The following is a 26,586-nucleotide window of genomic DNA, read 5'->3' as shown; positions in this document are numbered from 1 at the left end:
GCCACCCCCCCCCCCGCCCCCCCTTCACCCCCCCCCCACCCCCCGCGGCGGGGGGGGCCCGCCGGGGTAGGGCGGGGGCGGCCGCCCGGGTCCTGCTCGCCGACGTCCAGTGCATGGTCCGCACCGTCCGCCTGCCGCGCCGCTTCACCCACCGCCGGGCCCGCCCGCCATTGCCCGGTGCCGACCGGCACCCGCTGTCGGACCGCGAGCCGGCGACCGTCCGGGCCGCCGCCACAGCCTCACCGAGCACGAGATCGCCGACCGCCGGTACGTCTCCCTCGGGACGGTCAGGAAGCACCTTGCCGCCGCACAGCTGCAACTGGACGTTCGTGACTGCGTCGAACTCGCCGCCCGGGCCGGGACCCGCCGGGTCAGGCCCAGGTGCGGGCCGCGGCCAGCAGGCGCTCGCGAACCAGGGCCACGTGCGGGTTGGCCGAGCCGGCCGGGCGGCGGACCAGGTACGCGGTGTTGATCGGCGGATCGGCCGGCTCGTGGAGCAACCGCAGGGCGCCGGAAGCGAGTTCGGCCCGGCACAGGTAGCCGGGCAGTACGCTCCAGCCCGCGCCCGCGGTCACCGCCGCGAGCACCGCCCGCAGGTCCGGCACGGTGACCGCGGCCCGGGCGTGCAGTCGTCGGTCGAAGACGTGCCGCCAGTAGCGGCGGGCGATCGGCAGGTCCTCGGCGTAGCTGAGCAGCGGGACCTCGGCCAGCGCGCCGGGCAGCTCCCGGCCGGCCAGCCGCTCGGCCCAGAGCGGGGCCGCGACCAGGACGAACTCCTCGTCGGCGAGCGGTTCGGCGAGCAGCGTCCGGCCGGGCGGCCGCCGGGTGGCGACCACCAGGTCGTGCTGCCCGGCCCGCAGTTCCGCCAGCAGGGGGTCGGTCAGCCCGCTTGTGACCCGCAGCTGGACGCCCTCCGTGACGAGCGGGGCCAGCTCCGCCAGCAGGACGGTGCCGAGGAACTCGGCCGGCCCGGCGAGGTGGACCGGCTCCGGCACGCCGCCACCGCGCCCGTCGGCGAGGCCCGCGAGCCGGTCCATCGGCCCGGCCAGCCGGGTGGCGAGGTCGTCGGCGTACGGCAGCGGGCTGACCCCGCGCGCCCGGCGCTCGAACAGTTCCCGGCCGAGCCGGTGCTCCAGCGCCCGGATCTGCGCGGTCACCGTGGACTGGGACAGGCCGAGCAGATGCGCGGCCGCGGTGAAGGAGCCCGCCCGGTGCACGGCGAGGAAGGTCCGCAGCTGGTTGAGGTCCAGCGGGCCGGAGCCGGTGGTCGGCCGATCGCTCATGCCGGCGAGCCTACGGGATTCCGATGGCCGGCCGGCGGGCTCGACGGTCCGGGTGAGGTATCGGAATTCCGATGCCCGGTATCGCGTGGCCCATTGGTTCCCGCAGGCAGGGCGCGTCTAGCGTCGACGGCGTGAGCGCCGCGGCGGACCGTCGCGGCGAGGACCGCGGCACCCCTGGAGGCACACCCCATGGCCGACATCCTGTTCGTCGTGACCGGCTCGAAGGTCTGGACGCTGAACGACGGCACCGAGCATCCGACCGGCTTCTGGGCGGAGGAGGCGGTCGTCCCGTACCGCGCCTTCACCGGGGCGGGCCACCGGGTCGCGGTCGCCACCCCGGGCGGCGTCGTCCCGGTCGCGGACCGGGCCAGCCTGACCGACCCCGAGCTGGCCGAGGAACTGGCGAAGATCGCCGAGTTCCGGCAGCCGCTGGTGCTGGCCGAGGTCGACCCGGCCGACTACGACGTCGTGTTCTACCCCGGCGGCCACGGCCCGATGGAGGACCTGGCGGTCGACGCCGACTCCGGTCGGCTGCTCACGCGGGCGCTCGCCTCGGGACGCCCGCTGGGCGTGGTCTGCCACGGCCCGGCCGCGCTGCTCGCGGCACGGACCGAGGACGGCGGCTCGCCGTTCGCCGGGTACCGGGTGACCGGCTTCACCAACGCCGAGGAGGTCCAGGCCGGCCTGGCCGACCGGGCGCCGTGGCTGCTCCAGGACCGGCTGGTCGCGCTGGGCGTGGACTTCGAGGAGGGCGAGCCCTGGGCGCCGCACGCGGTGGTCGACCGCAACCTGGTGACCGGCCAGAACCCGGCCTCCTCGGGCCTGGTGGCCGCCGGCCTGCTGAAGCTGCTGGCGGACTCGGCGAAGTAGCGGCCGGGGCGGGGCCGGGCGCGGTGGTGCTGCGGCGCGGCGCCCGACGCCGCCGGGCGGGCTCCTGCCGTGCCGGGCCGCCGTCAGCGGAGGTCGTAGGCGGTGAGGGGGTGGCCCGCCCAGATCCGGTGCGTGGCCTGTTCCGGGTAGCGGACGGTCCGCGAGCGGGCGTCCAGGACCCGGGTGAGCTGCCCGTCCGGTTCGAAGGCGGGCCACCCCGGGTCGCCGGTGGTGGCGAAGCGGACCCAGGCCCGCCGCAGTTCCGCCGAGACCCGGACCGCCTCCGGCGGGGGCGGGTCGCCGAGGGACTGCCGTGCCATCGGACTGTCCAGGCTGCCGAAGGCGAGCGGTACGTCCAGGCCGTGGCAGGCGCCGAAGGCGCCGTCGAGAGCGGGCGCGGGCAGGGCGAGCTCGAAGAGGTACGAGGTGCCGCCGGCGGCCGCGTTGGCCTCGGCGAGTCGGACGGACGGCACCCGGAACAGGGCGTCGGAGCCGACGGTTTCCAGGAGTTCGGAGGGCGTCGCCCCCGGGAGGGCGGCCCGGTAGGCGTCCGGGCCGCCCGGCGGCGGGGCGAACAGCTCCAGCATCAGCCGGGCCTCCTCCTCGGTGAAGCCGTCGCGTCGGCCGCTGAGCACGCTGAACAGCCGGAACTCGTCCCGGGTGTGACCGGCCAGCAGGTCCACGCCGGCGGTGGGCGCCGACCAGGGAGAGCCCGGAAGGACCTCGCCGTCGACCACCGGGACGGTGGCGATGCCGCTGTGCGCCAGCCGGCCCCAGCGCGCGAGGTGGGTCGGCAGTGCGGCGCCCAGGTCGGTGACCGCCGAGGCCAGGCGCCAGGGGGGCACCTCGGCCAGAGCGGCGGCGGTGGGGGCCGTGCCGAGCAGCTTCGCGAGTTCGGCGGTGACCTCGGCGGCCAGCGCGGGAGTGCAGTGGTTGCCCGGCACCGAGTGGGCGACGGCCCGCCGGAACAGGCCGCGGGCCCGGTCCGTCGAGAGCAGGGCGGCGACCGAGCCGGCGCCCGCGGACTGCCCGGCGACGGTCACCCGGGCCGGGTCCCCGCCGAAGCGGGCGATGTTGCGCCGAACCCAGTGCAGGGCGGCGATCTGATCCAGGAAGGCGCGGTTGGCGGGGGCGCCCGCCAGCAGCGCGAAGCCCTCGGCGCCGACCCGGTAGTTGATGCTCACCACGACCAGCCCGGCGGTGGCCAGGGCGGTCGGGTCGTACAGCGGGTCGCCGGCGGTCCCGGAGATGAACCCGCCGCCGTGGATCCAGACCAGCACCGGCAGTCCGGCCGCGCCCGGATCGGGCGTGCAGACGTCGAGTGTCAGCCAGTCGGTGTCCTCGGACGTTCCGGACGCTTCGGAGGTCCTGGCGGGCATCGGCCCGGACTGCGGGACGACGGGTCCGAAGGCGGTGGCCTCGCGGACGCCGTCCCAGGACTCGGGCTCGACGGGGGCGGCGAAGCGGAGGGCCCCGACGGGCGGTCGGGCGTAGCGGATGCCGCGGAAGACCGCGAGCTCCCGGCACCCCGGCTGCGCGTGCTTCTCCTGCTGCTGTTCCTGTCGCCGTTCCTGGCCGCGGTGCGGTGCCCAGCGGCCGCGGACGAGTCCCTCGGTGGTGCGGATGACGGGCTGTTCCGGCATGTGGGCGCTCCTCCCTCGGAAGGCTGTCCACGTTATAGGTCAGCTGTATTATGTCAAGTGTATGGAAAAGGCTCCGCAGCGCGCGGAGCGAGGACGAGGAGCCGCCGCCGATGCCGAAGCAGGTCGACCACCGGGAACGCCGGGAGACGATCGCCCGCGCGCTGTGGCGGGTCGTGGAACGGCGCGGCGCCTCCCACCTGACGATGCGCGAGGTCGCGCAGGAGGCCGGTATCTCGCTCGGTCAGCTCCAGCACTACTTCGGCTCCCGGGCGCAGATGCTCTCCTTCGCGATGGATTTCGCCGGCGAGCAGAGCGCGCGGCGGGTCGGCGTGGCGATGGGAGCGCTCGGCGGGCGGCCGCATCCGCGCGACGTGCTGCGGGCGATGCTGGTCGAGCAGCTGCCGCTGCACGCCGACGCGCGGGCGACCAGCCGGATGAGCGCCGCCTACGTGCTGGAGGCGCTGCACGACGAGGAGGTCCACGCACGGGCGCGCGGCGGCCTGCTCCAGGGGCGGGCGATGGTCGAGCAGGTGCTCCGGCAGGCGATCGCCGACGGGCAGCTGGTGCCCGACCGCGATCCGGTGGTGGAGACGGACCTGCTGCTCGCGCTCACCGGGTTCGCCACGCTGCTGGAGCTGGACGTGGTCGGGCCCGACGCCGTGCTCGCGGCCGTCGACCGGCACCTCGACCGACTGTTCGCGGCGCCGGGAGACGTGGGCGGGGACGTCGACGGCAGGTGACGTGGCAGGCTACCCGGGTACCACAGCCGCCCGCGACCAGGAGCCCAGCCCATGGACCGACCCGCCACCCTCCGGCCCGCCGCCCCCCGACCCGCCGCCCTCGGGCTCGACGCCACCGCCTCCGGGCACCCGGCGGGCATCCTGGACGCCGCCGAGCGGGCCGAACGCCGGGGGATGGACCGGCTGGTGGTGGCCGAGACCGCGTACGACCCGTTCCTCCAGCTGGCCCGCGCGGCCGACCGGACCGAGTCGATCGAGCTGGCCACCGGCATCGCGGTGGCCTTCGCCCGGACCCCGATGACCCTCGCCTACCAGGCCTGGGGACTGCACGCGGCCTCCGGCGGACGTGCCGTCATCGGGCTGGGCTCGCAGGTCAAGCCGCACATCGAGAAGCGCTTCGGAATGCCCTGGGACCGTCCGGCCGCCCGGATGCGCGAGTACGTGCACGCGGTGCGGGCGATCTGGCACAGCTGGCAGGCCGGCGAACGGCTGCGCTTCCGGGGCGAGTTCTACACCCACACGGTGATGACGCCGGTGTTCTCCCCGGACCCGGTCCCGTCCGGCGTGCCGCGCATCCTGCTGGCGGGCGTCGGGCCGCTGATGACCCGGACGGCCGGGGCGGTGGCCGACGGCTTCCTGAGCCACCCGTTCTCCTCCACCGCCTACCTGACCGAGCAGGTGCTGCCGGGCCTGACCGAGGAGCGGGCCCGGGCCGAGGCGGAGGGCGCCGCATGGACGGAGCGGCCGTTCGAGATCGTCGGCAGCGTGCTCACCGCCACCGGCCGCACCGAGGAGGAGCTGGCGGCCAACCGGGCCGCCACCCGCGAGCGGCTCGCGTTCTACGCCTCCACGCCGGCCTACCGTCCGGTGCTGGCGCAGCACGGCTGGGAGGGGCTCCAGGAGGAGCTGCACACCCACTCGGTGCGCGGCCGCTGGGCGGAGATGGCCGCGCTGATCGACGACGAGGTGTTCGACGCCTTCGCGGTCTGCGGTCCGGTCGAGGAGGTCGCCCGGGAGATCCACCGCCGGTACGCGGGTCTGGTCACCCGGCTGTCCGTCAGCCTGCCCGAGGACGCCGACCCGGAGCTCGGCCTGGACGTCCTGGCGGCCGTACGGGCGCTGGGCCGACCGGAAGCGGACGCTGGATGATCGTGACGCGCGGCCGACCGGACAAGGGATGACGAAGTCCGGGCAGATTCGTGCAACGCGTTTCCGGTGGTGAGGAGTCGCGGCATGATCGCGGTGGCAGGCCGGGTCGTCCGGTGGACGGGTCGCCCTGGCCTGCCGCGTTGTGGGGCCTGTCGCGCCGTACGGACCGTTGCGCCGTCCGGCCTGTCATGCCTCGGCCACCCGTTGCCGACCATGGGGGTGCCCGCGTGCCCGTGTCCGACGACCACCCGGCCGACTACGACCTGGCGGAGTGCTGGGACCCCGTCGCGAACCAGTACGTCGACGCCCTGGCCGACCTGGACGAGTTCCTGCGCGTCTGCGCCGAGCTGACCGGATTCGACGTCCCCGAACTGCGCTCCACCGGCATGGCGGACGAGCACCATCGCACCACGCTGGCCCACCAGGTGCGCGACGAGCACGCCCTGGTCCACCTCTGGTACGTCGGCGCCTGGCCCGGCGAGGCACCCTCCTCCGCCCGCGCCCACGACCAGGGGCTGGTCTGGCGGACCTTCCACGCCGTCCCGCCCGGCTCCGCCGCCCCCGGCCACGGCAGCTGGGCCGAGGCACCCCGAAGCGCAGTGGCGCCGGACAACGGCGGTGAGCGCCGATGAGCGCCCGCTGGGACGCCGTCGTGGTCGGCGCGGGCTTCGCCGGGACCCTCGTCGCCCACCGCCTCGGTGCCCAGGGCTGGCGGGTCCTCGTCCTGGAAGCCGGACGGGCCGCGCCCACCGGAGCCGAGACCGCCACCGCCCACCGCGCGGCCGGCGGCGGACCGCCCACCTCGCCCTACCCGCACAGCCCCGAGGCCCCGTCACCCGACGTCACCGACCTCGCCGGACACCCGGACGGCGGCTTCACCGCCACCGGCCACCTCCGCCAGGACGGGCCGCTGCCCTACGCCAGCGGCTACCTGCGCGCCAACGGCGGCACCGGACTGCTCTGGACCGGGCTCACCCCGCGCATGCACCCGGAGGACTTCCGCACCGGAGACCTCGGCCACGGCCGCAACTGGCCGATCGGCTACCACGACCTGGAACCCCACTACCGCGAGGCCGAACGGGAACTCGGCGTCGCCGCCGACGCCGAGGAGCAACGCCGCGCCGTCGGACTGCCCATCCCGGACGGCTACGACTTCCCGATGCGAGCCGTTCCGGCGAGCTTCCTCGACCGGCAACTGGCCCGCGCCCTCGACGGACGGACCGTCCGCGACCCCGCCGTGCCCGGCCCCGCCCGGCTCGCCGTCACCGCCACCCCGCACGCCCGCAACGGCGTGCCGACCAGGCCCGGATCCGCCGACGGGCCGCTCTGCGCGGGCAGCGCCAGCTGCGTCCCCGCCTGCCCGACCGGCGCCAAGTACACCCCGCTGCGCACCCAGGCCCGCTGGGCGGCCGGGGTCGAACTGCGCACGGAGGCCGTCGTCAGCCGGGTGCTGGCCGACCCGGAGACCGGGCGGGCCGGGGGAGTCGAATACCTCGCGGGCGGGACGGCCCACCGGGTGGAGGCGGACCTGGTCGTCCTCGCCGCGCACGCGATCGAGAACGCCCGGCTGCTGCTCCTGTCCGGCCTGGCCAACCGCAGCGACCAGGTCGGCCGGAACCTGATGGACCACCCGGCCCTGCTCACCTGGGGGCTGATGCCCCGCCCGGTCGGCCCCTACCGCGGACCCGGCTCCACCAGCGGCCTGGAGGCGTTCCGCTTCGGCCCCGGGCGGGAGCGCCGGGCACCGTTCCGGATCGAGATCGGCAACTGGGGCTGGTCCTGGGCGGGCGGAGCGCCGGAGGCCGAGGCGGCGGCGCTGCTCGCGGCGGGCCTGCGCGGCAAGGAGCTCCGCGACCGCCTCGGTGACCGGCTGGGCCGTCAGTTCTCGCTCCAGTTCGAGCTGGAGCAGCCCGCCGACCACGCCAACCGGGTCACCCTCGACCCGGACCGGCGCGACCCGCTCGGTCTGCCGGGCCCGGCCATCCGCTATGACCTCTCGGAGTACGTCCGCGAGGGGATGACCTCCGCCAGGGCCGTCTCCGACCAGCTGTTCGCCCTGCTCGGCGCCGAGGACCACACCGCCTACCCGGCGGCCGGATGGCCGGGACGGCTCGAACACCGGGGAAGCGTCCACGGCTACCGCGGCGCCGGCCACGCCGGAGGCACCCACATCATGGGCGACTCGCCCGCGACCTCGGTGGTCGACCACTGGCAGCGCTGCTGGGAGCACCCCAACCTGTACGCCGTCGGCTGCGGCTCGATGCCCTCCCTGGGCACCTCCAACCCCTCGCTCACCATGGCCGCCCTCGCGCTGCGCAGCGCCGAGCGGATGCACCACGACCTGCTGGAGCTGCACCGCCCGGCGGCCGTGGCACCACCGGCCGCCCCCTGAACCCTCGTACCGCCCCCGCCGTTCCCCCGTCCTTCCCGTCTCCCCCGCCTCTCCCGTCCTCGGAGTCCTCATGACCGGCCTGCCGCTGCCGCCCGTACCGGAGCCGTACCACCTGCCCTTCCACTACGGCGCGCTGCACAACATCGGCGTCGACTATCTGGTCGACCGCGCGCGGGCGCGCGAGCTGCTCGCCAAGCGCCACCCCGGGCTGAACGTCGCCGCCTTCGACGGCGGGGCCTGCGTCTCCCTCAACTACCAGCTCTACTTCGCCCAGTATCCGAACGGCGGCGGCATCACCCAGGAGCTGGAGATCAACCTGATCGCCCACCCGCTCTTCGCCGAGGAGCGAATGCCGGTGGTCAACTACGGCCAGTACGCCCGGGGGTACGACCAGACCAAGCTGCTCGGCATCGCCCGGCTGCACGTCCTCTGCGACAACCCGCTCGCCATCGACGCCGGGCGCCGGCTGTACGCCGAGCCCAAGCACCCGGGCTGGTTCGAGACCACCCTGCCCTCCCTCAACGCGCCCGACGTGCGCGAACGCTGGACGGTCTCCTGCCGTCGGGCCGGCCTCGGGCAGGACGGACTGATCCGCCACGACGAGGAACTCCTCGCCCTGGACGTGAACCTGGTCGGCCTCACCCCCGAGTCCGTCAACAACACGCCGATCACCGGCTACGGCACCGACGACGAGGGCAAGCTGCTGGCCGGGCCGCTCAACGTCTACCAGCCCTACCGCTACTACGCCCTGGACGACCGCACCGCCGACCGCGTCCGGCTCGACCTCGGCAACCCTGCGGAGGAGTCGGCCCGCGACCTCGCCCACCTGATTGCCGACGCCCCGGCGGCCGGGGTCTGGACCTACCAGTCCCCGCCGGTCGCCGCCCACAACCGGGCCTACTACATCCGATGACGGCCCCGGACTTCTCCCCGGTCTTCGCCCCGGGCGGCACCGCCGTGCGACGGGACATCGCCCACGGCAGGGTCTGGTCGGCCATGCCGTACACCGTGCTCGCGGACGACGGCGCGACCCTGACCCTCACCGCCCGCCCGGGGACGGAGACCCTGGCCCCGGCCGGCTGGACCGCCGCCGCCCGCGCGGGGGACGATGCCGCGCGGCTGGACTGCATCGAGGACCTCGCCGCCGGCCGGTGGGAACTCGATGACTGGACCTGGCGCGACACCGTGGTGCTCAGCCGCTTCACCGCCGGAGCGCCGTTCAGCGTCCACCGCTTCCTGACGCCCGACGGCCGGCCACTGTACTGGTACGTCAACTTCGAGCGCCCGTACCGGCGGACGGCCATCGGCCTCGACACCCTCGACCTCTTCCTGGATCTGGTGATCACCCCCGATCTCTCGACGTACAGCTGGAAGGACGAGGACGAGTACGCCCACGCCCGGCGCCTCGGTGTCATCGACGAGGCCACCCATCGGTGGATGGACCGGGCACGGGACCTCGCCCTCGGGCAACTCCTGGACCGCACCGGCCCGTTCGCCCCCGACCCGGCGGTCTGGGAGCTGCCGCCCGCAGGCCCGCTGCCCACCCTCCCGGCCACCGCCCTCAGCACCCCCGTCGAAGCGGACTGAGGACTGATCACCCGGCGCCGACCTGCTAGGCCCTGTCCGGCCCTAGGGTCGCGCCCCTGCGCGAACGACAGCGAGGGGGCGGACGTGACGGTGACGGCGGACACGACGGGCGACGTGGAGGCCCTCAAGCACCTGCACGACGGCGGCGACTACCGGCGGCTCGCCGAACGGACCTCGAACCCCGAGGTCCTGCGCCAACTGGCGATCGGGGAGTACCCGTTCGTCTGGCACGCGATCGCCCGCAACCCGGCCGCCCCCAGCGACCTGCTGGCCGCACTGGCCGGGCGACGGCAGCTGGTGTGGAACGACAACCGTCTCCTTGAGCTGCTCGCAGCCCACCCCGCCCTCATGGGCGAGGCCTTGGAGGGGCTGGTCGATCTCGTGGGCGACCGCCTGCGGGAAGGCGACCGGCCGTACGCGGCCGTCCTGGAGCTGGCCGGCAGGCCGGAGCTGCCGGCCGAACGGCTGCACCGGCTCGGCCGCCTCCCGGGGGCCTCGGCCAGGCTGCGCCGGGGGATCAGCCGGGTGCTGGGGGAGCGCCCGGACCGGTGAGCGCGGCCGGGACCGGGCCGGGCGCGGCGGCGGTGGAAGCCCGTGACCAGCGTCCGGCGAGTACGGTGCCGACGATCAGCTGGAGCTGGTGGTAGAGCATCAACGGCAGCACCAGCAGGCCGGCTTGCGCGCCGAACAGGACGGTGGCCATCGGCAGGCCGTTGGCCAGGCTCTTCTGCGAACCGCAGAGCACCGCCGCGATGGTGGCCGACCGGTCGAGCCCCAGCAGCCGCGCGCCGAGCCCGGTGGCCGCGAGGGCGGCGGTGAGCAGGGCGAGCAGCACCGCGAGCAGCCCGAGCAGCGCGACGGGGGTGGCCAGGCCCCAGATGCCCTGGGACACCGCCGCGCTGAACGCCGTGTAGACGACCAGCAGGATCGAGCCGCGATCCACCGGGGTGAGCACCCGTTTGTGCCGGGACAGCGGACCGCCGAGCCACGGCCGCAGCAACTGCCCGAGCAGGAACGGTGCGAGCAGCTGCAGCCCGATCCGCAGCAGTCCGTCGGCGGACAGCGCGGTGTGCGATCCCAGCAGCCAGGCCGCCAGCAGGGGCGTGAGCACCAGGCCCGCCAGGCTGGAGTAGGTGCCCGCGCAGATCGCCGCCGGCACGTTGCCCCCGGCGGCACCGGTGAGCGCCACCGAGGACTGCACCGTGGAGGGTGCCAGACAGAGGAACAGCACCCCGGTGTGCAGCTGCCCGGTCAGTGGGACGGGCGTGAGCAGGGCGGTGGCCACGCCCAGCAGGGGGAAGAGGACGAAGGTGGCGGCCAGTACCAGCCCGTGCAGCCGCAGGTGCCGCAGCCCGGCCAGCGTCTCGCGGGTGGAGAGCCTGGCACCGTAGAGGAAGAACAGCAGCGCCACCGCGAGGTCGCAGGCCACCCCGGCGACTCGCGCCGAGGTGCCGGAGGCCGGGAACAGCGCGGCCAGCCCGACGGTGCTGGCCAGCGCCGCCATGTACGGGTCCAGCCAGCGCGGCAGCAGCCTGCGGGAGCGGGGCCCGGGGGCGCGTTGCGGCTGGGTCCGTTCCCCGGGCGCCTGGTCCCGGCGCCCCCGGGCCGCGCGCCCCGGTTCGTGTCCTTGCGCTATGCGCCTCCCGGCCGTGTGCGCCCGGAGCCCTGCTGGCTGCTCCGGGCGCGCCGGACGGTCGGTCACGGGCCGCCTTCCGCCATCGGGCGGACCGAGGGCCTGGAAGAGGAACCGGGCCCGAGCAGTCCGCCGACCAGCGAGCCGGCGCCGTCGTGGTCGCTGCCCGCCGAGCCGCTGCCGTTCTGGAGATTGGCCGTCCGGTCGATCTCGAGCCAGGAGTCCGCGTTCGAGTTGTCCACGACCGTGATCAGCCCGCCGCCGGCCGCCGCGGGCGACGCGGCTCCCGCGAGCAGGGCGCAGGCTCCGGCCAGCCCCAGCGCGGTGGCCCGCAGGGCGGTGGCCGACGAGGGCGGGGCGGCCCCGCGCAGCCCGGTCCTCATGCCGTCACCGCCATCAGCCCGCTGGAGCGCGAGATGTTCCGCTCCAGCAGCTCGGTGGACTCCCGCACGCCGACCTGCTCGCGCCCCCCGGCCGGGGCCGGCAGCCGCCCGTCGGCGCTCTTCAGCCCGGACAGCGCCTCGTCCATCGCCCGGTGCGCGGCGAACAGGCACGGCGTGCTGTAGATGGCCACGTCCACCCCCAGCTCCGACAGCTCCGAGAGCGACAGCCGGGGCGACTTCCCGCCCGCGATCTGGTTGAACAGCAGGGGCTTGTCGCCGACCACCCCGCGGATCCGGCGGATCCACTCCTCACTGCGCACGCCGTCCACCAGCACCACGTCGGCGTCGGTGGCGGCGAGCGCCCGGGCCCGGCGCAGGATGTCGTCCTCCTCGGTGGCGTCGGTGCGGGCGACCACCAGCAGGTCCGTCCGGTTGGCGAGGACGAGCTCCAGTTTCTCCAGGTACTCCTCCAGCGGCAGCACCAGCTTGCCGTCCGCGTGCCCGCAGCGGCGCGGCCGCTTCTGGTCCTCCAGGATCACGCCCGACGCGCCGATCCGTTCGAGCCTGCGCACGACGTGGCAGGCCACCTCCGGATCGACGTACCCGTCGTCGATGTCGACCAGCAGGTGGTGCCGGGGGAAGGCCCCGCGCAGCCGCTCGACGAATCCCACCATGTCGGGCCAGGCGATGAAACCGATGTCGGGCAGCCCGTAGTAGGAGGCCGCGAAGCCGAAGCCGGAGACGAACATGCCGTCGTAGTGCTCGGCCGCGATGGAGGCCGAGTACATGTCGTGGACGCCGATCAGGGGCGTCGTCCCCGGGCCCGCGATCTCCGCGCGAAGCCGCTGCCCGGGGCTGTCCGATGCCGTGTTTCCGTAGTACAAGGCCTACTCCTTGCTAGGGGTGACTTTGCCTGAACTTGGTTTTCACCAGACCGAACTGAGGTGTCATCACTATGCGCCCTTTAATGTTCCGTGGGCAAATCTTTAAGAGAGGTTCCCTCGCTAGAGTGAATGTGGGTGGACAATAGGAAAGTCAACAAATATGCTGCTCCGACAAATGAGTCGGCGCGTCGGGACGATGGAGGACGGCCGGGTTGACGTCACGGCCGTCGAGAAGGCGGAGAGGCGGAGAAGGCAGAGAAGGCGGAGACCTGGAGAGTGTGGAAAGCCGCCGGGGCCCGCCCGATGGGGGCGGGCCCCGGTGAGGGGTCGGGCGCTCAGGCGCTCGGGACCGGGGGGACGGCGCGGCGTTCGCGCAGCGTCCGGAGCATCCGGCGGGTGGCCTTGGTCGCGACCGGGGGCAGGAGTTCGAGGGCGAGCCGGCGCGGCGTGGACCGCTGGACCGGGGCCTTGACCTGGTAGTTGAGGCGCAGCACCTTGGCGTCGGCGATGGTGTCCTCGTCGACGGTGTACCCCTCGGCCCACCAGTCGCGCTCCTTCAGGACCGCCTGGACGGCCGCCGCGTCTCCCCAGGTGCCGTAGAACTTCATCGGGGTGAGCAGGACCGGCCGCAGTCCGCCGGTGAAGACCGCCTCCCAGACCGCGGCGGAGACGCCCGGGGTGTGCTCGGAGCGGTAGTCGTCCAGGGCGACCACGCCGTTCTCGGCGAGCGCGGCGCGGGCCACGGCGATGTCCCCGGCGACGTGCTCGTAGAGGTGGGAGGCGTCGACGTGGACGAAGCGGCAGCTGTGCGCCCGGACGCGGCCGTCGGCCAGCGCCGAGGTCGGGGCCTGGACTATCTCGGGCAGTTCGCCGTGGAAGGCGAGGTAATTGGCCTCGAAGGCGCTGCGGGTGAGGGTCCTGCGGTAGGACATGTTCATCTCGGCGGCGTTCTCGGCGTCGCCCGCCTCGGAGTCGAACAGGTCGCAGACCGTCAGCCGCTCGCCCGGCCGCAGGTGGTCGCCGAGCAGGACGGCGCTGCGGCCGAGGTAGCTGCCGAGCTCCAGGACGTCGCCGGTGACGCCGGCCGCGCTCTGGGCGGACAGCAGGTGGCTGAAGGCGGCCCGGTCGAGGCTGAAGAACCAGCCGGGAATGTCGTCCCGCTTCAGCGGCGCGGAGTGGACTGCGGCCTCGACCGCGGTCTCGGAATCGGGCACGGCGGCCTCCAGGGGGGCGGCGGGGCGCGGTGGCGGATCACGCCCGCGGAGGGGGACGCCGAGGACGTGAGGCGGATCATCATAGCGACGCCGGGGCCGGAGGGAACCAGGTGCGGAACGGCCTGAATTCGGATTTCCGCTCTGCCGTTCGGCAGGGGCGTGCGTCTTCGGTTCCGCTCTGGATTCGCCTGGTCGGCCTAGCGTTCCGAGGACCGCGGCTCCGTCGGTGAGTCGGGGGCTTCCGGCGGCTCCGCCCCGGCCGCCCGATCCAGCTCCGCGACGGTCTCGGACAGCCAGGCCCGCTCGGCCGCGGTGGAGGCCCGGGCGACGAGCAGCATCCCGCGCCGGAAGGGGTTCGGCTCGCGCTCGGCGGTCACCGGCTGCCCCGTCCCGTCGTAGAAGAAGCTGCTCGGAGCGTCCAGGAAGGCCAGTCGGCGGCGGAGCACGGCGGCCTGCCGGGGCGGGTCGGCGAGATGGTGCAGGAACGTGGTGACGGTGAAGAAGCGGATCTGGTCGGTGATCTCGGCCTGCTCCGGATCGGCCAGTCGGCGCAGCAGTCCGGCCCGCCCCTGCGCCGTCAGCTCCAGCGTCTGCCGCGGTGCGGCGCCGCTGCCCGGTTCGGTGCGGCGGTGCAGCAGTCCGGCCTTCTCCAGTCGGGCGATGGCGGGGTAGAGCGCGCCGTCGCTCACCGGTCGGACATGACCGGTCAGTCCGGTGATCCGCGACTTGAGCTCGTAGCCGTGAAGCGGCTGGTCGTACAGGAAGCCGAGGATCGCGAGCGTCAACACGGCTGGAGCCCTTCGGTCGGAGTGCGCCCTGCGGAGTCGTCATGTTACCTCTTGTCGATGTGCCTCGAAACGATGTATCTCTATTCGAGGCAGGTCGAGAGGGTCGCAGCCGATCGAGGAGAGCCGAGGCGGCCCAGGGCCGCGCTGGGGCGGCCCGGTCACGCACGAGCACCACAGGGGAAGGGAGAAGGGCATGCGCAGCCAGTTGCGCCGACTCACGGCATTGGCGGTACCCGTCTACGCAGAGCTGCTGTCCGGGGTGATCGCCTCGGTGATCGGGGCCCTCTGGGTGGCCGGTCTCGGCGGGGCCGCGGTAGCCGCCGTCACCCTGGCCGGCACCGTCGAGAACCTGCTGCTCGGCCTGGTCCTGGTGGTCGCCTCCGGCACCAGCGTCCGGCTCTCCCACGCCCTCGGTGCGGGCGACCACGCCGAAGCCGCCAGGACCACCCGCGCGGCCTGGCGGCTCTGCGCCGCCGTCAGTGCGGCGCTCGCGGTCCCCGGCTTCCTGCTGCGCGACCGGCTGGCAGGCGCCTTCCTGGACGGCGAAGCCGCCGAACAGGCCGCCGGTTACCTCGCCGTCGCGTTCCCGGCGTTCGCGCTCTTCGTCGGCCAGCGCGTCGCCGACGAGCTGTTCAAGGGCGCGGGCGACACCCGCACCCCGATGCGGATCGCCCTGCTCTCCAACGCGCTGCTGCTCCTCCTCGACCCCCTGCTGATCCTCGGCCCGGGGCCGCTGCCCGCCCTCGGCGTGCCGGGCGCCGCCCTGGCCCTGGTCCTCTCCAGGGCGATCGCCCTCGCCGCCACCCTGCGCGTGCGGCGAGTGCGGCGACTGCGGCAGCCGGTGCGACGCACGGAACCGCAGCCGGTGCGGCACGCGGAACCGCAGCCGGTGCGACGCACAGAGCCGCGGCCGCAGGACCCCGGCGGCACCGGGGGAACGGGCGCGGCGGCGGTACGGATCCTGCGCGCGGGCGCACCGTTCGGTCTGGACTTCACCGCCCGGATGGCCGTCGGAACCGCCCAACTCGGCCTGGTCGCGGGCTTCGGCGTCGCGGCGGTGGCCGGCTACGGCCTCGGCTACCGCGTCCTGCTCGTCGTCACCATGGCCTTCTACGCGCTGCGCCAGGCCGCCGCGATCGAGGCGGCACGGCTGAGCGGCGCGGGAGAGGGCGCCGCGCTGCACACCCTGCGCCTCGCCACCGGACGCCTCGCCGCGCTGCTCGGTGGGGTGGCGGCGGTGCTTGCCGTCACGCTCGCCGTGCCGCTGACCGCGCTCTTCACCGAGGACCGGGCGGTGGCCGCGCAGTCCGTCGGCTTCCTGCGCTCGGCGGCCCTCTACCTGCTGCCGTACGCGCTGGTGGTGGCCGTCGGCGGAGTGCACCAGGCGGCGGGCGCCGGGCGCCCGCTGGTGGTCGCCGTCCTGCTCGGTCTCGGGGCCCAACTCGCCGCCTCGGCGGCCCTGTCCGGGCCGCTGGGGGTGTCGGGGGTGTGGCTCGGGCCGGCGGTGGGCGCGGCCGTGCAGCTCGCGCTGCTCGCCGCACTGACACGGTCGCGGAGTCCGCGCGGGGCCGCAGCGGGCGTGTGCCAGAGTGGGGGCCATGGCACTCACCCCGGACGGGCGGCCGATCCCGCCCCCGCACGCCGATGAACGCGCCACGCTGGAGAGCTGGTTGGACTTCCAGCGGGCCACGCTCGCCCGCAAGGTCGACGGGCTCGACGACCGGCAGGCGCGGCTGGCGTCCGTCCCGCCGTCCACGATGACCCTGCTGGGGCTGGTTCAGCATGTCGCCGAGGTCGAACGCAACTGGTACCAGCGGGTGTTCGCCGGGCAGGACGTCCCGCCGGTGTACGGCGCGGACAACGCCGACGGCTACGGGCTGGACCCGGTGCGCGGGATGGCCGAGGCGCTGGTGGACTGGAGGAGGGAGGTCGACCGGGGCCGGGAACTGACCGCGGACCAGCCGCTGGACGCGGCCGGCCCGCTCCCCCCGCAGGCCGCCGCGGTGATCGGCGCGGACAGCGTCTCGCTGCGCTGGATCCTCGTGCACCTGATCGAGGAGTACGCCCGCCACAACGGCCACGCCGACCTGCTCCGGGAGTGCGTCGACGGCGTCACCGGAGTCTGAACCGAACCGGAGTCGGAGCCGAACCCGGGTCGGAGCCGAACCCGGGTCGGAGCCGAACCTGGGTCTGAACCGGACCGCGGTGTGACGGCAAGGGCGTTGCTCACCGCCGGCCGGTGGGCTCCGGCCGCGCGCCCGACGCCGGACCGGCGGCCCGATCGGCGGCCCCACCGGCCGGCGGTCCGGAGGCCCGTCCGGGCAGCCGCGCGGCGAGCAGTGTTCCCGCGCCGGCCACCGCCGCCATGGTCAGCGCGGACGGAGCGAGCGCCGCGCCGGGGTCCGTGCGGCCGGCGGCGGTGGTGGCCAGGGCGATGCCCAGGGCCGGGCCGGTGTTCAGGACGGTCTGCTGCAGGCCGCCCGCGACCCCGGCCCGGGCGGCGGGCGCACCCCGGACCACCATCGTGGTGGCGGTGGCCATCACCGCACCGAAGCCGGTGCCGAGCAGCGCGAAGCAGTCGCCGATCGCGAGCGTCCCGGAACCGGTGCCGAGCCCAGCGGTGAGCAGCGCCCCCGCGGTGATCAGTGCCATCCCCGGCAGCACCACCGCCCGTTCGCCGTGACGCTTCGCCAGCCGGGCGGAACCGGGCGCCGCGAGGATCATCGCCACCGCGAGCGGTACCGCCCGCAGGGCGCTCTGCAGGGGGTCGAGCCCGAGCACGTCCTGGAGGTAGTAGGCGGCCGGGAAGAGTGCGCCCTGGAGGGCGGCGGAGGCGGTGAGCAGGACGACGAGCGGCGGCGCGACGGTCGTGGAGCGGAACAGCGCGGGCGGCAGCAGGGGATCGGCGGTCCGGCGTTCGTGCCGGACCAGGAGGAGAGCGAGGACTCCGGCCGCGGCGAGGCAGAGCAGTGGGACGGCCGGCCGGCCGGTGTCCGGCAGCGTCACCAGGCTCTCCACCAGGAGGGCCAGCGCGAGTGCGAGCAGGGCCGCGCCGGGCAGGTCGAGCCCGCTGCCGTGCCGGCCGTCGTGCTCGATGCCGTGCCTGCTGCCGCGTCCGGCGGCCGGGGACCGGGTGTCGGGCGATCCGGCCTCGGCCGGCACCGCGAGCGCCGCCAGGAGGGCGGCCGCGGCGGGCAGCAGGCCCAGCAGGAAGACCGACCGCCAGCCGAGGTGCGCGGTCAGCGCCCCGCCGACCAGCGGCCCCGCCGCCGCCGCGAGCCCGATGGCGGCGGTGCGGATGGCGATCGGACCGGCCAGGCGGTCGGCGGGCCAGGCGGTCCGGAGCATGCCCAGGGTGGCCGGTTGCAGCAGCGCGCCGGCCGCGCCCTGCAGGACGCGCAGGGCGACGACCCAGCCGATGCCGGGCGCCACGGCGATCCCGAGCGAGGCGGCGGCGAAGCCGGTCACGCCGAGCGCGAAGACCCGCCGGTGCCCGTACCGGTCGCCGAGGCGGCCGGCGAAGACCAGCAGGGCGGCGACGGTGACCAGGTAGCCGGTGCCGGCCCACTGGACGGCGGTGACGGAGGCGTGCAGGTCGTGCTGGAGGGCCGGCCGGGCGACGGTCAGCGCGGTGCCGTCGACGGCGACCAGGACGGCGCCGGTGATGCTCGCGGCCAGGACGAGCCCCCGGCGGTGCCGCGGGTTCACCGCGCGGCCGGGCCGAGGTGGGCGTCCAGCGTCGCGCGCAGCAGCGGCTCGATGGAATCGTCGCCGGTGATGAGCCGCAGGCTGCCCCAGGTGCGCAGCTGGGCGAGGCCGTGCAGGTTGGACCAGAGGGCGGCGGTGGCGGCGGCCGGATCGTCGGACCGCGGGTGCACCTCGGAGACCAGGCCGACGAAGGTCAGGAAGAGCGGCAGGGTGGTGCGGCGCAGTTCGGCGCCGCTGCCCTCCAGCAGGTCGTGACGGAACATCAGCTCGAACATGCCGGGGTTGGCGGCCGCGAAGCCGAGGTAGGCGCGGGCGAGCCCGTCGAGGCGGGCGCGGGCGTCGGCGCCGGTGGTGGCGGTGAGGGCGTCGGCTCCCGCGAGGGTGTCGGTGAGCCTGCCGAAGCCCTGCTGGGCGATGGCGGCGAGCAGCTCGCGATGGGTGGGGAAGTAGCGGCGGGGCGCGCCGTGCGAGACCCCGGCGCGGCGGGCGATCTCGCGCAGGCCGAGCGCCTGGACGCCGCCCTCGGCCACCAACTCGACGCCGGCGGCCACCAGTCGGGCCCGTAGGTCCTGTTCCTGTTCGGTCATGAAGACACTGTCTACCATGTGGTGGTAGACAGTGTCTACTCGCGTTCGCGGGAGCGTCCCGGGCAGAATCGACCCCATGGACGAAGGCGGCGAGCCGGCCTGCTGGCTGGACCGGGTGTGCCCGGAGTGCGGACGGCTGCGCGAGCGGCCCGGACCGGGACCCTGCGAGAACTGCGGCGCCGACGGTGAAGCCGACGGCGAGAGCGGAGGCGGCCCGCCGGACGCGGCTGAGCCCCCGAAGGCCTGACCCGGGCGCCGCATGGGCCCCGGGTCGGACGGCCCGCGGGAGGCAGGAGCTGCTACTGCTGCGGCGGCTGGTCGCGGAACTGGTTCTTGAGCTGCTCCTGGGTGGCGTCCACCTGACCGCTGTACTTGCCCTGGGTGTGCTGGTCGACGGTGTCGCCCGCCTTGTCGACGGCTTTGTCGGCCTGCTCCTCGTGGCCCTTCAGCAGGTTCTTGAGCTTATCCATCATGGACATCTGGTCACACTCCTGGATGAGACGCCCCCACCCCTCCAATATCACCGCGCGCGCCACGACCCGCATCTCGCAAGGTCTGCGTAAAGGCTTGGCAACGGGATTCCGGTCATGTCAAATCATGACCCTCATGACCTTCACGGCCCGTCGGATGGAGCTCCCTTGATGCTGCGCACCCGTCGCCCCACCTTCCCGCTCGACCGCTCCGTCCCGGAGGACCCCGCCACCTCCACAGGGCGCCCGCGAACCGCCGTCACCCGGCGTGGCGCGGGCGCCGCCCTGACCGTCGCCGCGCTGGTCGCCCCGCTGCTGCTGGCCGGTGCCGGCAGTGCCTCGGCCGACCCGGACCCGGCGCGCAAGGGCGCCAAGCTGGCCTCCCGACTGGTCGAGGCGAGCAGCGCCCGGGACGCGCGGGCCACGCTGGCCGCGCTCCAGTTGATCGCGGACCGCAACGGCGGTACCCGGGTGGCCGGTTCGAAGGGGCACGACCAGTCCGCGCAGTACGTCTACGAGCAGGCGCGCCGGGCCGGGCTCAAGGTGTCCAAGCAGGAGTTCGTCTACACCTTCTTCGAGGCCCGCTCCGAGCGCCTCGACGTGCTCTCCCCGAAGGCCGAATCGGTGCCGGTGATCGCCATGACGTACTCGGTGGGCGGCCCGGAGGCGGGCCTGACCGCGGACCTGGCGGTTGCTCCGGTCGGCGCCACCACCGGCTGCACGCCCGCCGACTACCCGTCGGGCGCCTTCACCGGCAAGATCGCCCTGATCCGGCGCGGCGGATGCTCCTTCGCCGAGAAGCAGGCCGCCGCGGCCGCCGTCGGCGCGACCGGGGCGATCATCTACAACAACACCGAGGGCACCCTGAACGGGACGCTCAGCGAGCCGACGGCGGGGCGGATCCCGACCGGCGGGATCACCCAGGCCGCGGGCCAGGCCCTGGCCGCCCAGGCCGCCGCCGGGCCCGTCCGGGTGACCCTGGACATCCGGACCTTCATGGAGCAGCGCAAGACCTGGAACGTCATCGCCGAGACCCGCGGCGGCGACCCGGACCACACCGTGATGGTCGGCGCGCACCTCGACTCCGTCCCCGAGGGGCCGGGCATCAACGACAACGGCTCCGGCACGGCCGGCGTCCTGGAGGTCGCGAAGAACCTCAGCGTCCACCCGGTGAAGAACAAGGTCAGGTTCGCCTGGTGGTCGGCCGAGGAGTTCGGCCTCAAGGGCGCCGAGGCGTACGTGAACTCCCTCTCCGACGCGGAGAAGAAGAAGATCGGCCTCTACCTCAACTTCGACATGATCGCGTCCCCCAACTACGCGCAGTTCGTCTACAACGGCTCGGGCAGCGCCGGCGGCGACGCGGGCCCCGAGGGCTCGGCGCAGCTGGAACGGGACATCAACGGCTACCTGGACGGCCGGGGCCTGCCGCACGACCCGACCCTCTTCGACGGCCGCTCCGACTACGGTCCGTTCATCGACGCGGGCATCCCGGCCGGCGGCACCGACACCGGCGCCGAGAAGGTCAAGTCCCCGGAGCAGGCGGCCCGTTACGGCGGCACCGCCGGCGCCGCGTACGACGGGTGCTACCACAAGGCCTGCGACAACCTGGGCAACATCGACATGGGCGTCTTCGACGTCAACATCGACGTGATCGCGAACGCCGTCGGCACCTACGCCTGGGACCTCTCCTCGCTCCACCGGCCCGTCCCGGCCCAGCGCCCGGCCGCCAAGGCGGCGCCCGGCGCCGCGGCGACCGGTATCAGCGGCACGAGCGACACCCACTCCGGCGGCGTGGCGGTCTGACGCCCGGGTGGGCCCGCCGCCGCTCCCGGCCGGCGGGCCCACCCGACCGCCGTACCCGACCGCTCCGTCCGGGACTGCTCCATCCGGGACCTCCCCGCCTCATCGCCCCTGGTGGCCCTGGGTGCGGTCACCGTAGCGCAGGACACTGACAATCCGGCCACGGACCGGTACGGTGCCGCGCGGAGCGCATCCGCCGAGACCCGGTGGGTGCGCCGGGTCCGGTCCTGACACCATGGGACCGAGATCACGACACGGTGACATCCTCGGAGGAGTCAGCAACATGAGCACGCACTACGACGTCGTCGTCCTCGGCGCGGGCCCCGGCGGCTACACCGCCGCCGTCCGCTCGGCCCAGCTGGGCCTGAAGGTCGCGGTCATCGAGGCCAAGTACTGGGGCGGCGTCTGCCTCAACGTCGGCTGCATCCCCTCCAAGGCCCTGCTGCGCAACGCCGAGCTCGCCCACATCTTCACCAAGGAGGCCAAGACCTTCGGCATCAAGGTCGAGGGCCAGGTGACCTTCGACTTCGGCGAGGCCTTCCGGCGCAGCCGCTCGGTGGCCGACGGCCGGGTCAAGGGCGTCCACTACCTGATGAAGAAGAACGGCATCACCGAGTACGACGGCTGGGGCACCTTCGTCGACGAGCACACCCTCCAGGTCGCGCTGAGCGGCGGCGGCTTCGAGGTCGTCACCTTCGACCACTGCGTCATCGCCGCCGGTGCCACCACCCGTCTGCTGCCCGGCACCAGCCTGAGCGACCGCGTGGTCACCTACGAGGAGCAGATCCTCACCGAGCAGCTGCCGGAGAGCATCATCATCGCGGGCGCCGGCGCGATCGGCGTCGAGTTCGCCTACGTGCTCCACAACTACGGCGTGAAGGTCACCATCGTCGAGTTCCTGGACCGCGTGGTGCCGCTGGAGGACGTCGAGGTCTCCACCGAACTCGCCAAGCAGTACCGCAAGCTGGGCATCGAGGTGCTGACCTCCACCCGGGTCGAGTCGATCGACGACAGCGACCCGAACGCCAAGGTCCGGGTCACCGTCACCAAGGACGGGCAGCAGCAGGTGCTGGAGGCCGACAAGGTGCTCCAGGCGATCGGCTTCGCGCCGCGGGTCAACGGCTACGGCCTGGAGAACACCGGGGTCAAGCTCACCGACCGCAACGCCATCGCGGTGGACGGCCGCGGCCGCACCAGCGTCGAGCACATCTTCGCGATCGGCGACGTGACCGCCAAGCTGATGCTCGCGCACGCCGCCGAGACGATGGCCGTGATCGCCGCCGAGACCATCGGCGGGGCGGAGACCATGGAGGTCGACTTCGTCATGATCCCGCGCGCCACCTACTGCCAGCCGCAGATCGCCTCCTTCGGGTACACCGAGGCCCAGGCGCGCGAGCTGGGCCACGACGTCAAGGTCGCCAAGTTCCCGTTCACCGCCAACGGCAAGGCGCACGGCCTCGGCCACCCGATCGGCTTCGTCAAGGTCATCAGCGACAACACGCACGGCGAGCTGCTCGGTGCCCACCTGATCGGCCCCGAGGTCACCGAGCTGCTGCCGGAGCTGACGCTGGCCCAGCAGTGGGACCTGACCGTCCACGAGGTCGCCCGCAACGTGCACGCCCACCCGACCCTGGGCGAGGCCGTCAAGGAGGCCATCCACGGCCTGGCCGGCCACATGATCAACATGTGACGACCGGCCCTCGGTGCGCGCCGCGCCCCCGTCGAGCGACTGCCCGGCGGGGGCGCGGCGCGGTTCCGGGCCGATCGGCAGGAGCGGCGCCCGGGCTCCGGCCAGGGCCCGTCAGACGTGCCCGGCGATCAGGCCGAGCCGACCGTCGAAGCGGCGGTAGAGCACCCGGCCCCGGCCGGTGACCGGGTGCGCGAAGAACAGGAACGGCAGCTCCGCGCCCGCCAGCCGGTCGACGGCCTGCGCCTGCGTCAGCCGGGGCGCGCCGTACGGGCTGAGGGTGATCGGCGAGGTCCGCCGGCCCGCCGGTCCGGCCGGGACGGTACGGGCGAGGCGGTAGCCGGTCGGCCCGACCCGGTAGACCACGGCGTCCGTCTCGGTCGCCGGATCGGTGAACAGGTGGATGTCGTAGTCCATCGCGTCCATGGTCCGGGCAGCGGCCTCCGGCGAGCACCAGACCAGCGAGGGCTCCTTGTGCCGGACCACCCGGAGCTCGCGGAGTTCGCCGCCGTCCGGCCCGGTGGGGGCCGCGGCGCGGTGGCCCGGCCACGGGCGTGGCGCCCAGGCCCCGGTGACGGCCCTGATCCTGCCGCGCAGCGCGTCGCTCACCCGGTCGAGCGAGTCGCCGAGCCCGGCCGCGGCCTCCTGGACGCGGATCCGCCGGCCGTCCACCTCGGCGTTCACCTGCGCCAGCACGCCCCCGGCCACGGCCGCGAGCCGGACCCGCAGGGCCTCCACCAGCGTTCCCACTCCCGGAGCCGCCGCCGCGGCGCCCACCCGGGCCCGCGCCTCGGCCAGGACCTCGCAGGTCAGCCCCTCGAACGCCCTCACCGTGACCAACTCGCCCATCCCAGGCCCTTCCACTCCCAGCCGGCGCCATACCGGCGACCAGGATTCCCGCCCCCGCTCCGCGCGGCCAGGGCCCAACGGCCCCACCGGGAGGGCCGGGCGGACCAGCCGCGGTCCGGGGACGGGCCCGTCGGGGGCGGGGCCCGGAGAGGGGGCGGGGGAGCACCGGGCACTCACCCGCCGTGCCGGCCGCCCTCGCCCCGGTCCGAGCGCCGGCCCCGGTCCGGTCGGCGCCCGGACCGATCGCCCGCCGCAAGGGGCCGCGTCCCCGAGCCGCCGGGTGCGCCATGGGAGCGCAGCTCGCCGAGCACCGCCCAGGCGACCGACACCACCGGCACGGCCACCACCGCGCCCAGGATTCCCGCGAGCACGGTGCCGCCGGCCACCGACACGGCGATGGCCACCGGGTGGATGCGGACGGACCAGCCGAGCACCAGCGGATGCAGCAGGTGGCCCTCGATCTGGCCGATGACCACGATCAGGGCGAGCACCAGCAGGGCGATCACCGGCCCGCGGGCGGCGAGCGCGACCACGGAGGCGATCGCCAGGGCGATCGGGGAGCCGATCAGCGGGATGAGCGTCGCCACGAACTCCAGCAGCATCAGCGGCATGACCAGCGGCACCCGGAGGATCGCCAGCGCGATGCCCACCAGCACGGCGTTGGAGGCCGCCACGATCAGCACGCCCCGGGTGTAGCCCGCGAAGGTGCGCCAGGCGGTACGACCGGCACGGTCCCAGGCCGACCGGCTCCGGGCCGGCAGCTGCCGCTGGGCCCAGGACCACATCCGGTCGCCGGAGTGCAGGAAGAACACCGAGCAGAAGACCGCGAGCGCCAGCCCCGTGACCAGCTCGACGATCCGGCCGGCGCCGCTGAGCGCGGTGCTGACCAGGGCGGAGCGGTGGGCCGAGACGAACGCGCCGATCTTGGCCCGCAGGTCGGTGACGGTGCCGGGGCGCAGGTGGAAGGGGACGCCGGTGAGCCAGCGGTCGATCCGGGAGAGCCCGCCGCGCAGCTCGTTCCCCAGCCGGGTCCACTCGTCGGCGACGGTCGTGCCGACCAGCGCCAGCACCCCGCCGACGAGCACGAGGGTGCAGAGGAAGGCGATCACGACGGCGAGCGCGCGCGGCGTGCCCCGGGCCAGCAGGTCGACCAACGGACGCAACACGGAGGTGATGACCAGGGCCACGAACAGTGCGACGACCACCAGCTGGAGCCGGGCGAGGACGTCGACGACCAGGTAGGCGAAGAGTCCGAGCAGCGCCAGCCGCCAGGTGTACCCGGCCGCCGTCCGCAGGCCGGAGGGGACGTGCTCACCGGACGGGGACGGGCCCCGGGCCGGCGCCCCCGCCCGGGTCCGGCGGGCCGGCACCCGGGGACGGCGGCTGCCCAGCGGCCCGGGCCGCCGGTCCGGATCGGCGCCGTTCACTCCCACGGGCGGTCTGCCGGGTGTAAACGCGCGGGCCCGGGGCAGGCGCGAAGCGGCACCGGTCTCCCTCGGGAGGACAGCGGTCCTCCGTGTACAAGCGGTCGGATGCGGGGAGAATCGATGACGCAGGGTGGGGGGAGAAGGAGGCAGACATGAGAAGCCTCACGCGCCGTTACGCGGTGACGCTCCCCGGCCCGATCGGCGGGCACGCCCCGCTGTGCTCGGTCGTCGTGCACGAGACGCAGATCGTGGGGCCCGACGGGGGCTTGGTCTGGGAGAGTGCGGACGGCGACCTGCGGGTGGAGATCGCCGGCGGGGTGGCCACCGTCCTGGAGTCTCCCGGAACCGGCAGCCGGCACCCGTGCCTGATGGCGGTGCCGCTGCCCTGAGCACGCGGCCGGGACGCGTGCCGCAACGAAGGCGATGGGGGAGCGGGGGCGACGCCGGCGGACGTCGCGACGGACGGTCACCGCGTGGTGGCGGCCAAGGCCTCGCGCACGGTGACCAGGCACGGGTCGCAGTACCGGTCCGGCCCGGCCGCACCGGCACCGTCCGCTGCCGGGACGACGCGTTGGGAGGGCTCCAGGAACCGCCCGCAGAGCGAGGACGACGCGTCGTCCTTCGCCACCACGTGCCACACCACGGCGGGCGGGGAGACCGCCGGGTCGTGCTCGGCCCACATCTCGTACACGGCGCTACCTCCGGATCGCTGGGGGCTCGGTGAGTCCATGCAAACCCGGGCTCTGCCGAACGGCCACCGGGCCAGACCCGGTGGGATGGTTGTGGGCCGGTCGTGTCACGCCCGGCGCGGGCACCGGCTCACTCCTGGCGGTCGGGGCCCCTCACTCCCGGCGGTCGGAGCCCCGCCGGTCGGCGCCCGGGCGCCCCGGGGCACCGGTCCGGTCGCGGCCCTGGCCGGCGGCCAGCCGGCGCCGGATCACCAGCAGGTCGAGTCCGGCGAGGGCGGCGAACCCGGCGCACAGGGCGGCGAAGAAGGCGTAGGTCCCCCGGTTGGGCGCGGGGCCCGGGCCGGCCATCGCGGCCAGCACGGCGAAGGCCACCGTCCCGCCGACGAACAGGACCAGGAAGACCCGGGACAGCAGCCGCCGCAGCTCCAGGTCCGAACGGGCGGTCACCGGCTCGGTGCCCCGGCGCACCGATTCCTCCGGCCGCAGCTGCGGCGTGGTCCGGCCGGGGCCCTGCGAGGAGTGCGGGAAGTCGTGGCGCTCGCCGCTCCGGCGACGGGCCCCGCCGCCGTGCTGCACGCTCGGTCTGCGTTGTACGGACATGACGACCCCCGAACGGAGTCGATCGGTGGTGTTCCGTCGACGCGCCTACCCGCGCCCGGCGCCGGTACACGTCGGCGGGTGCGGGTAGGCGCTGGTCGAGCCGCAGCCGGACCGCCGGCCGTCGGCCCGGCCGCGGTCCGGAGTTTCGCCGGGACACGCTGCTGGGCGGAAGCAGGCGTGAGGGACGAGTCCTTCCGGTCCGC

General features: G+C 74.6%; 28 protein-coding genes. 14 read left to right on the top strand and 14 right to left on the bottom strand.

Translation table 11 applies throughout. The annotated features are described in order from the left end of the window. Positions 1–371: 371 nt before the first annotated feature. The gene (locus ACWGJO_RS23835; protein ID WP_452186643.1) at positions 372–1,283 is read right to left on the bottom strand and encodes a LysR family transcriptional regulator; all 912 of its coding nucleotides are present in this window, start codon (positions 1,281–1,283) and stop codon (positions 372–374) included. A 189-nt stretch (positions 1,284–1,472) separates the two neighbouring features. Here ACWGJO_RS23835 and ACWGJO_RS23830 point away from each other — a divergent pair, with 189 nt between their 5' ends. Further along, positions 1,473–2,153 (top strand): type 1 glutamine amidotransferase domain-containing protein, encoded by a 681-nt coding sequence (locus tag ACWGJO_RS23830; protein ID WP_452186641.1) that lies wholly within the window; start codon positions 1,473–1,475, stop codon positions 2,151–2,153. 83 nt (positions 2,154–2,236) lie between these two features. Here the strand turns inward: ACWGJO_RS23830 and ACWGJO_RS23825 are convergent, their stop codons facing one another. Further along, complete coding sequence (locus tag ACWGJO_RS23825; protein WP_452186639.1) at positions 2,237–3,796, bottom strand: carboxylesterase/lipase family protein; 1,560 nt, start codon at positions 3,794–3,796, stop codon at positions 2,237–2,239. Between the two features lie 110 nt (positions 3,797–3,906). Here ACWGJO_RS23825 and ACWGJO_RS23820 point away from each other — a divergent pair, with 110 nt between their 5' ends. The 7 genes from ACWGJO_RS23820 (at position 3,907) to ACWGJO_RS23790 (ending at position 10,216) form a co-directional block, all read left to right on the top strand. Next, positions 3,907–4,536 (top strand): TetR/AcrR family transcriptional regulator, encoded by a 630-nt coding sequence (locus tag ACWGJO_RS23820; RefSeq protein WP_452186637.1) that lies wholly within the window; start codon positions 3,907–3,909, stop codon positions 4,534–4,536. 51 nt (positions 4,537–4,587) lie between these two features. Continuing rightward, positions 4,588–5,685 carry a TIGR03617 family F420-dependent LLM class oxidoreductase gene (locus ACWGJO_RS23815; protein WP_452186635.1) on the top strand — a complete coding sequence of 366 codons (1,098 nt, stop codon included), beginning with the start codon at positions 4,588–4,590 and terminating at the stop codon, positions 5,683–5,685. 227 nt (positions 5,686–5,912) lie between these two features. Continuing rightward, positions 5,913–6,317 carry a hypothetical protein gene (locus tag ACWGJO_RS23810; RefSeq protein WP_387692282.1) on the top strand — a complete coding sequence of 135 codons (405 nt, stop codon included), beginning with the start codon at positions 5,913–5,915 and terminating at the stop codon, positions 6,315–6,317. Then, a complete protein-coding gene (locus ACWGJO_RS23805) occupies positions 6,314–8,077 on the top strand; it encodes a GMC family oxidoreductase (RefSeq protein ID WP_452186633.1) in 1,764 nt (587 codons plus the stop codon). Before ACWGJO_RS23810 ends, ACWGJO_RS23805 begins: the two co-directional genes overlap by 4 nt. Before the next feature lie 70 nt (positions 8,078–8,147). After that, a complete protein-coding gene (locus ACWGJO_RS23800) occupies positions 8,148–8,990 on the top strand; it encodes a hypothetical protein (RefSeq protein WP_359903256.1) in 843 nt (280 codons plus the stop codon). Next, positions 8,987–9,664: a DUF402 domain-containing protein gene (locus tag ACWGJO_RS23795; RefSeq protein ID WP_452186631.1), complete on the top strand. Its 678-nt coding sequence runs from the start codon at positions 8,987–8,989 to the stop codon at positions 9,662–9,664. Before ACWGJO_RS23800 ends, ACWGJO_RS23795 begins: the two co-directional genes overlap by 4 nt. 84 nt (positions 9,665–9,748) lie before the next feature. After that, the gene (locus ACWGJO_RS23790) at positions 9,749–10,216 is read left to right on the top strand and encodes a hypothetical protein (protein WP_452186629.1); all 468 of its coding nucleotides are present in this window, start codon (positions 9,749–9,751) and stop codon (positions 10,214–10,216) included. Here the strand turns inward: ACWGJO_RS23790 and ACWGJO_RS23785 are convergent. From ACWGJO_RS23785 to ACWGJO_RS23765, 5 genes are all read right to left on the bottom strand, one after another. Beyond that, entirely contained in the window at positions 10,182–11,168 is a 987-nt protein-coding gene (locus ACWGJO_RS23785; protein ID WP_452186627.1) for a bile acid:sodium symporter family protein, read from the bottom strand. The two genes, ACWGJO_RS23790 and ACWGJO_RS23785, sit on opposite strands and share 35 nt — an antisense overlap. 194 nt (positions 11,169–11,362) lie before the next feature. Beyond that, a complete protein-coding gene (locus ACWGJO_RS23780; RefSeq protein ID WP_452186625.1) occupies positions 11,363–11,680 on the bottom strand; it encodes a hypothetical protein in 318 nt (105 codons plus the stop codon). Next, on the bottom strand, positions 11,677–12,564 hold the full coding sequence (locus tag ACWGJO_RS23775) for an isocitrate lyase/PEP mutase family protein (RefSeq protein WP_452186623.1): 888 nt from the start codon (positions 12,562–12,564) through the stop codon (positions 11,677–11,679). Before ACWGJO_RS23775 ends, ACWGJO_RS23780 begins: the two co-directional genes overlap by 4 nt. A 335-nt stretch (positions 12,565–12,899) precedes the next feature. Then, positions 12,900–13,778 carry a class I SAM-dependent methyltransferase gene (locus ACWGJO_RS23770; protein ID WP_387692266.1) on the bottom strand — a complete coding sequence of 293 codons (879 nt, stop codon included), beginning with the start codon at positions 13,776–13,778 and terminating at the stop codon, positions 12,900–12,902. Between the two features lie 197 nt (positions 13,779–13,975). Beyond that, positions 13,976–14,566: a PadR family transcriptional regulator gene (locus ACWGJO_RS23765; RefSeq protein WP_452186621.1), complete on the bottom strand. Its 591-nt coding sequence runs from the start codon at positions 14,564–14,566 to the stop codon at positions 13,976–13,978. A gap of 193 nt (positions 14,567–14,759) precedes the next feature. Here ACWGJO_RS23765 and ACWGJO_RS23760 point away from each other — a divergent pair, with 193 nt between their 5' ends. Beyond that, positions 14,760–16,214, top strand: a complete 1,455-nt coding sequence (locus ACWGJO_RS23760) for an MATE family efflux transporter (RefSeq protein WP_452186619.1) — start codon at positions 14,760–14,762, stop codon at positions 16,212–16,214. Continuing rightward, positions 16,165–16,692, top strand: coding sequence for a DinB family protein (locus tag ACWGJO_RS23755; protein ID WP_452186617.1), 528 nt, complete (start codon positions 16,165–16,167; stop codon positions 16,690–16,692). The genes ACWGJO_RS23760 and ACWGJO_RS23755 overlap by 50 nt, the downstream gene beginning before the upstream one ends. A gap of 100 nt (positions 16,693–16,792) precedes the next feature. Here ACWGJO_RS23755 and ACWGJO_RS23750 read toward each other — a convergent pair whose 3' ends face one another. Both ACWGJO_RS23750 and ACWGJO_RS23745 read right to left on the bottom strand, forming a co-directional pair. Beyond that, entirely contained in the window at positions 16,793–18,274 is a 1,482-nt protein-coding gene (locus ACWGJO_RS23750; RefSeq protein WP_452186615.1) for an MFS transporter, read from the bottom strand. Continuing rightward, positions 18,271–18,861 (bottom strand): TetR/AcrR family transcriptional regulator, encoded by a 591-nt coding sequence (locus ACWGJO_RS23745; RefSeq protein WP_452186613.1) that lies wholly within the window; start codon positions 18,859–18,861, stop codon positions 18,271–18,273. Before ACWGJO_RS23745 ends, ACWGJO_RS23750 begins: the two co-directional genes overlap by 4 nt. Positions 18,862–18,937: 76 nt before the next feature. Between ACWGJO_RS23745 and ACWGJO_RS23740 the strand changes: the two genes are divergently transcribed. Further along, positions 18,938–19,108, top strand: coding sequence for a hypothetical protein (locus tag ACWGJO_RS23740; RefSeq protein WP_452186611.1), 171 nt, complete (start codon positions 18,938–18,940; stop codon positions 19,106–19,108). Positions 19,109–19,160: 52 nt separating this feature from the next. On the opposite strand, the gene ACWGJO_RS23735 is transcribed toward ACWGJO_RS23740, so the two are convergent. Beyond that, positions 19,161–19,340 carry an antitoxin gene (locus ACWGJO_RS23735; RefSeq protein WP_452186609.1) on the bottom strand — a complete coding sequence of 60 codons (180 nt, stop codon included), beginning with the start codon at positions 19,338–19,340 and terminating at the stop codon, positions 19,161–19,163. 162 nt (positions 19,341–19,502) lie between these two features. Between ACWGJO_RS23735 and ACWGJO_RS23730 the strand changes: the two genes are divergently transcribed. Next, positions 19,503–21,134, top strand: coding sequence for a M28 family peptidase (locus ACWGJO_RS23730; protein ID WP_452186608.1), 1,632 nt, complete (start codon positions 19,503–19,505; stop codon positions 21,132–21,134). Between the two features lie 280 nt (positions 21,135–21,414). Continuing rightward, on the top strand, positions 21,415–22,821 hold the full coding sequence (gene lpdA / locus ACWGJO_RS23725) for a dihydrolipoyl dehydrogenase (RefSeq protein WP_387733705.1): 1,407 nt from the start codon (positions 21,415–21,417) through the stop codon (positions 22,819–22,821). 111 nt (positions 22,822–22,932) lie between these two features. On the opposite strand, the gene ACWGJO_RS23720 is transcribed toward lpdA, so the two are convergent. Further along, positions 22,933–23,667 carry a sigma 54 modulation/S30EA ribosomal C-terminal domain-containing protein gene (locus ACWGJO_RS23720; protein ID WP_387692252.1) on the bottom strand — a complete coding sequence of 245 codons (735 nt, stop codon included), beginning with the start codon at positions 23,665–23,667 and terminating at the stop codon, positions 22,933–22,935. Between the two features lie 173 nt (positions 23,668–23,840). Continuing rightward, positions 23,841–25,100: an AI-2E family transporter gene (locus ACWGJO_RS23715; protein ID WP_452186605.1), complete on the bottom strand. Its 1,260-nt coding sequence runs from the start codon at positions 25,098–25,100 to the stop codon at positions 23,841–23,843. 146 nt (positions 25,101–25,246) lie between these two features. On the opposite strand from ACWGJO_RS23715, the gene ACWGJO_RS23710 reads away from it, so the two are divergent. Further along, entirely contained in the window at positions 25,247–25,483 is a 237-nt protein-coding gene (locus ACWGJO_RS23710) for a DUF6296 family protein (protein WP_452186603.1), read from the top strand. A 77-nt stretch (positions 25,484–25,560) separates the two neighbouring features. Here the strand turns inward: ACWGJO_RS23710 and ACWGJO_RS23705 are convergent, their stop codons facing one another. Beyond that, complete coding sequence (locus tag ACWGJO_RS23705; protein ID WP_359903204.1) at positions 25,561–25,785, bottom strand: hypothetical protein; 225 nt, start codon at positions 25,783–25,785, stop codon at positions 25,561–25,563. A gap of 151 nt (positions 25,786–25,936) precedes the next feature. Next, entirely contained in the window at positions 25,937–26,383 is a 447-nt protein-coding gene (locus ACWGJO_RS23700) for a DUF6343 family protein (RefSeq protein ID WP_452186601.1), read from the bottom strand. Between the last annotated feature and the right edge of the window lie 203 nt (positions 26,384–26,586).

The organism is Kitasatospora sp. NPDC054795 (genome assembly GCF_053611565.1).
This window is presented reverse-complemented; position numbering and strand designations above follow the sequence as displayed.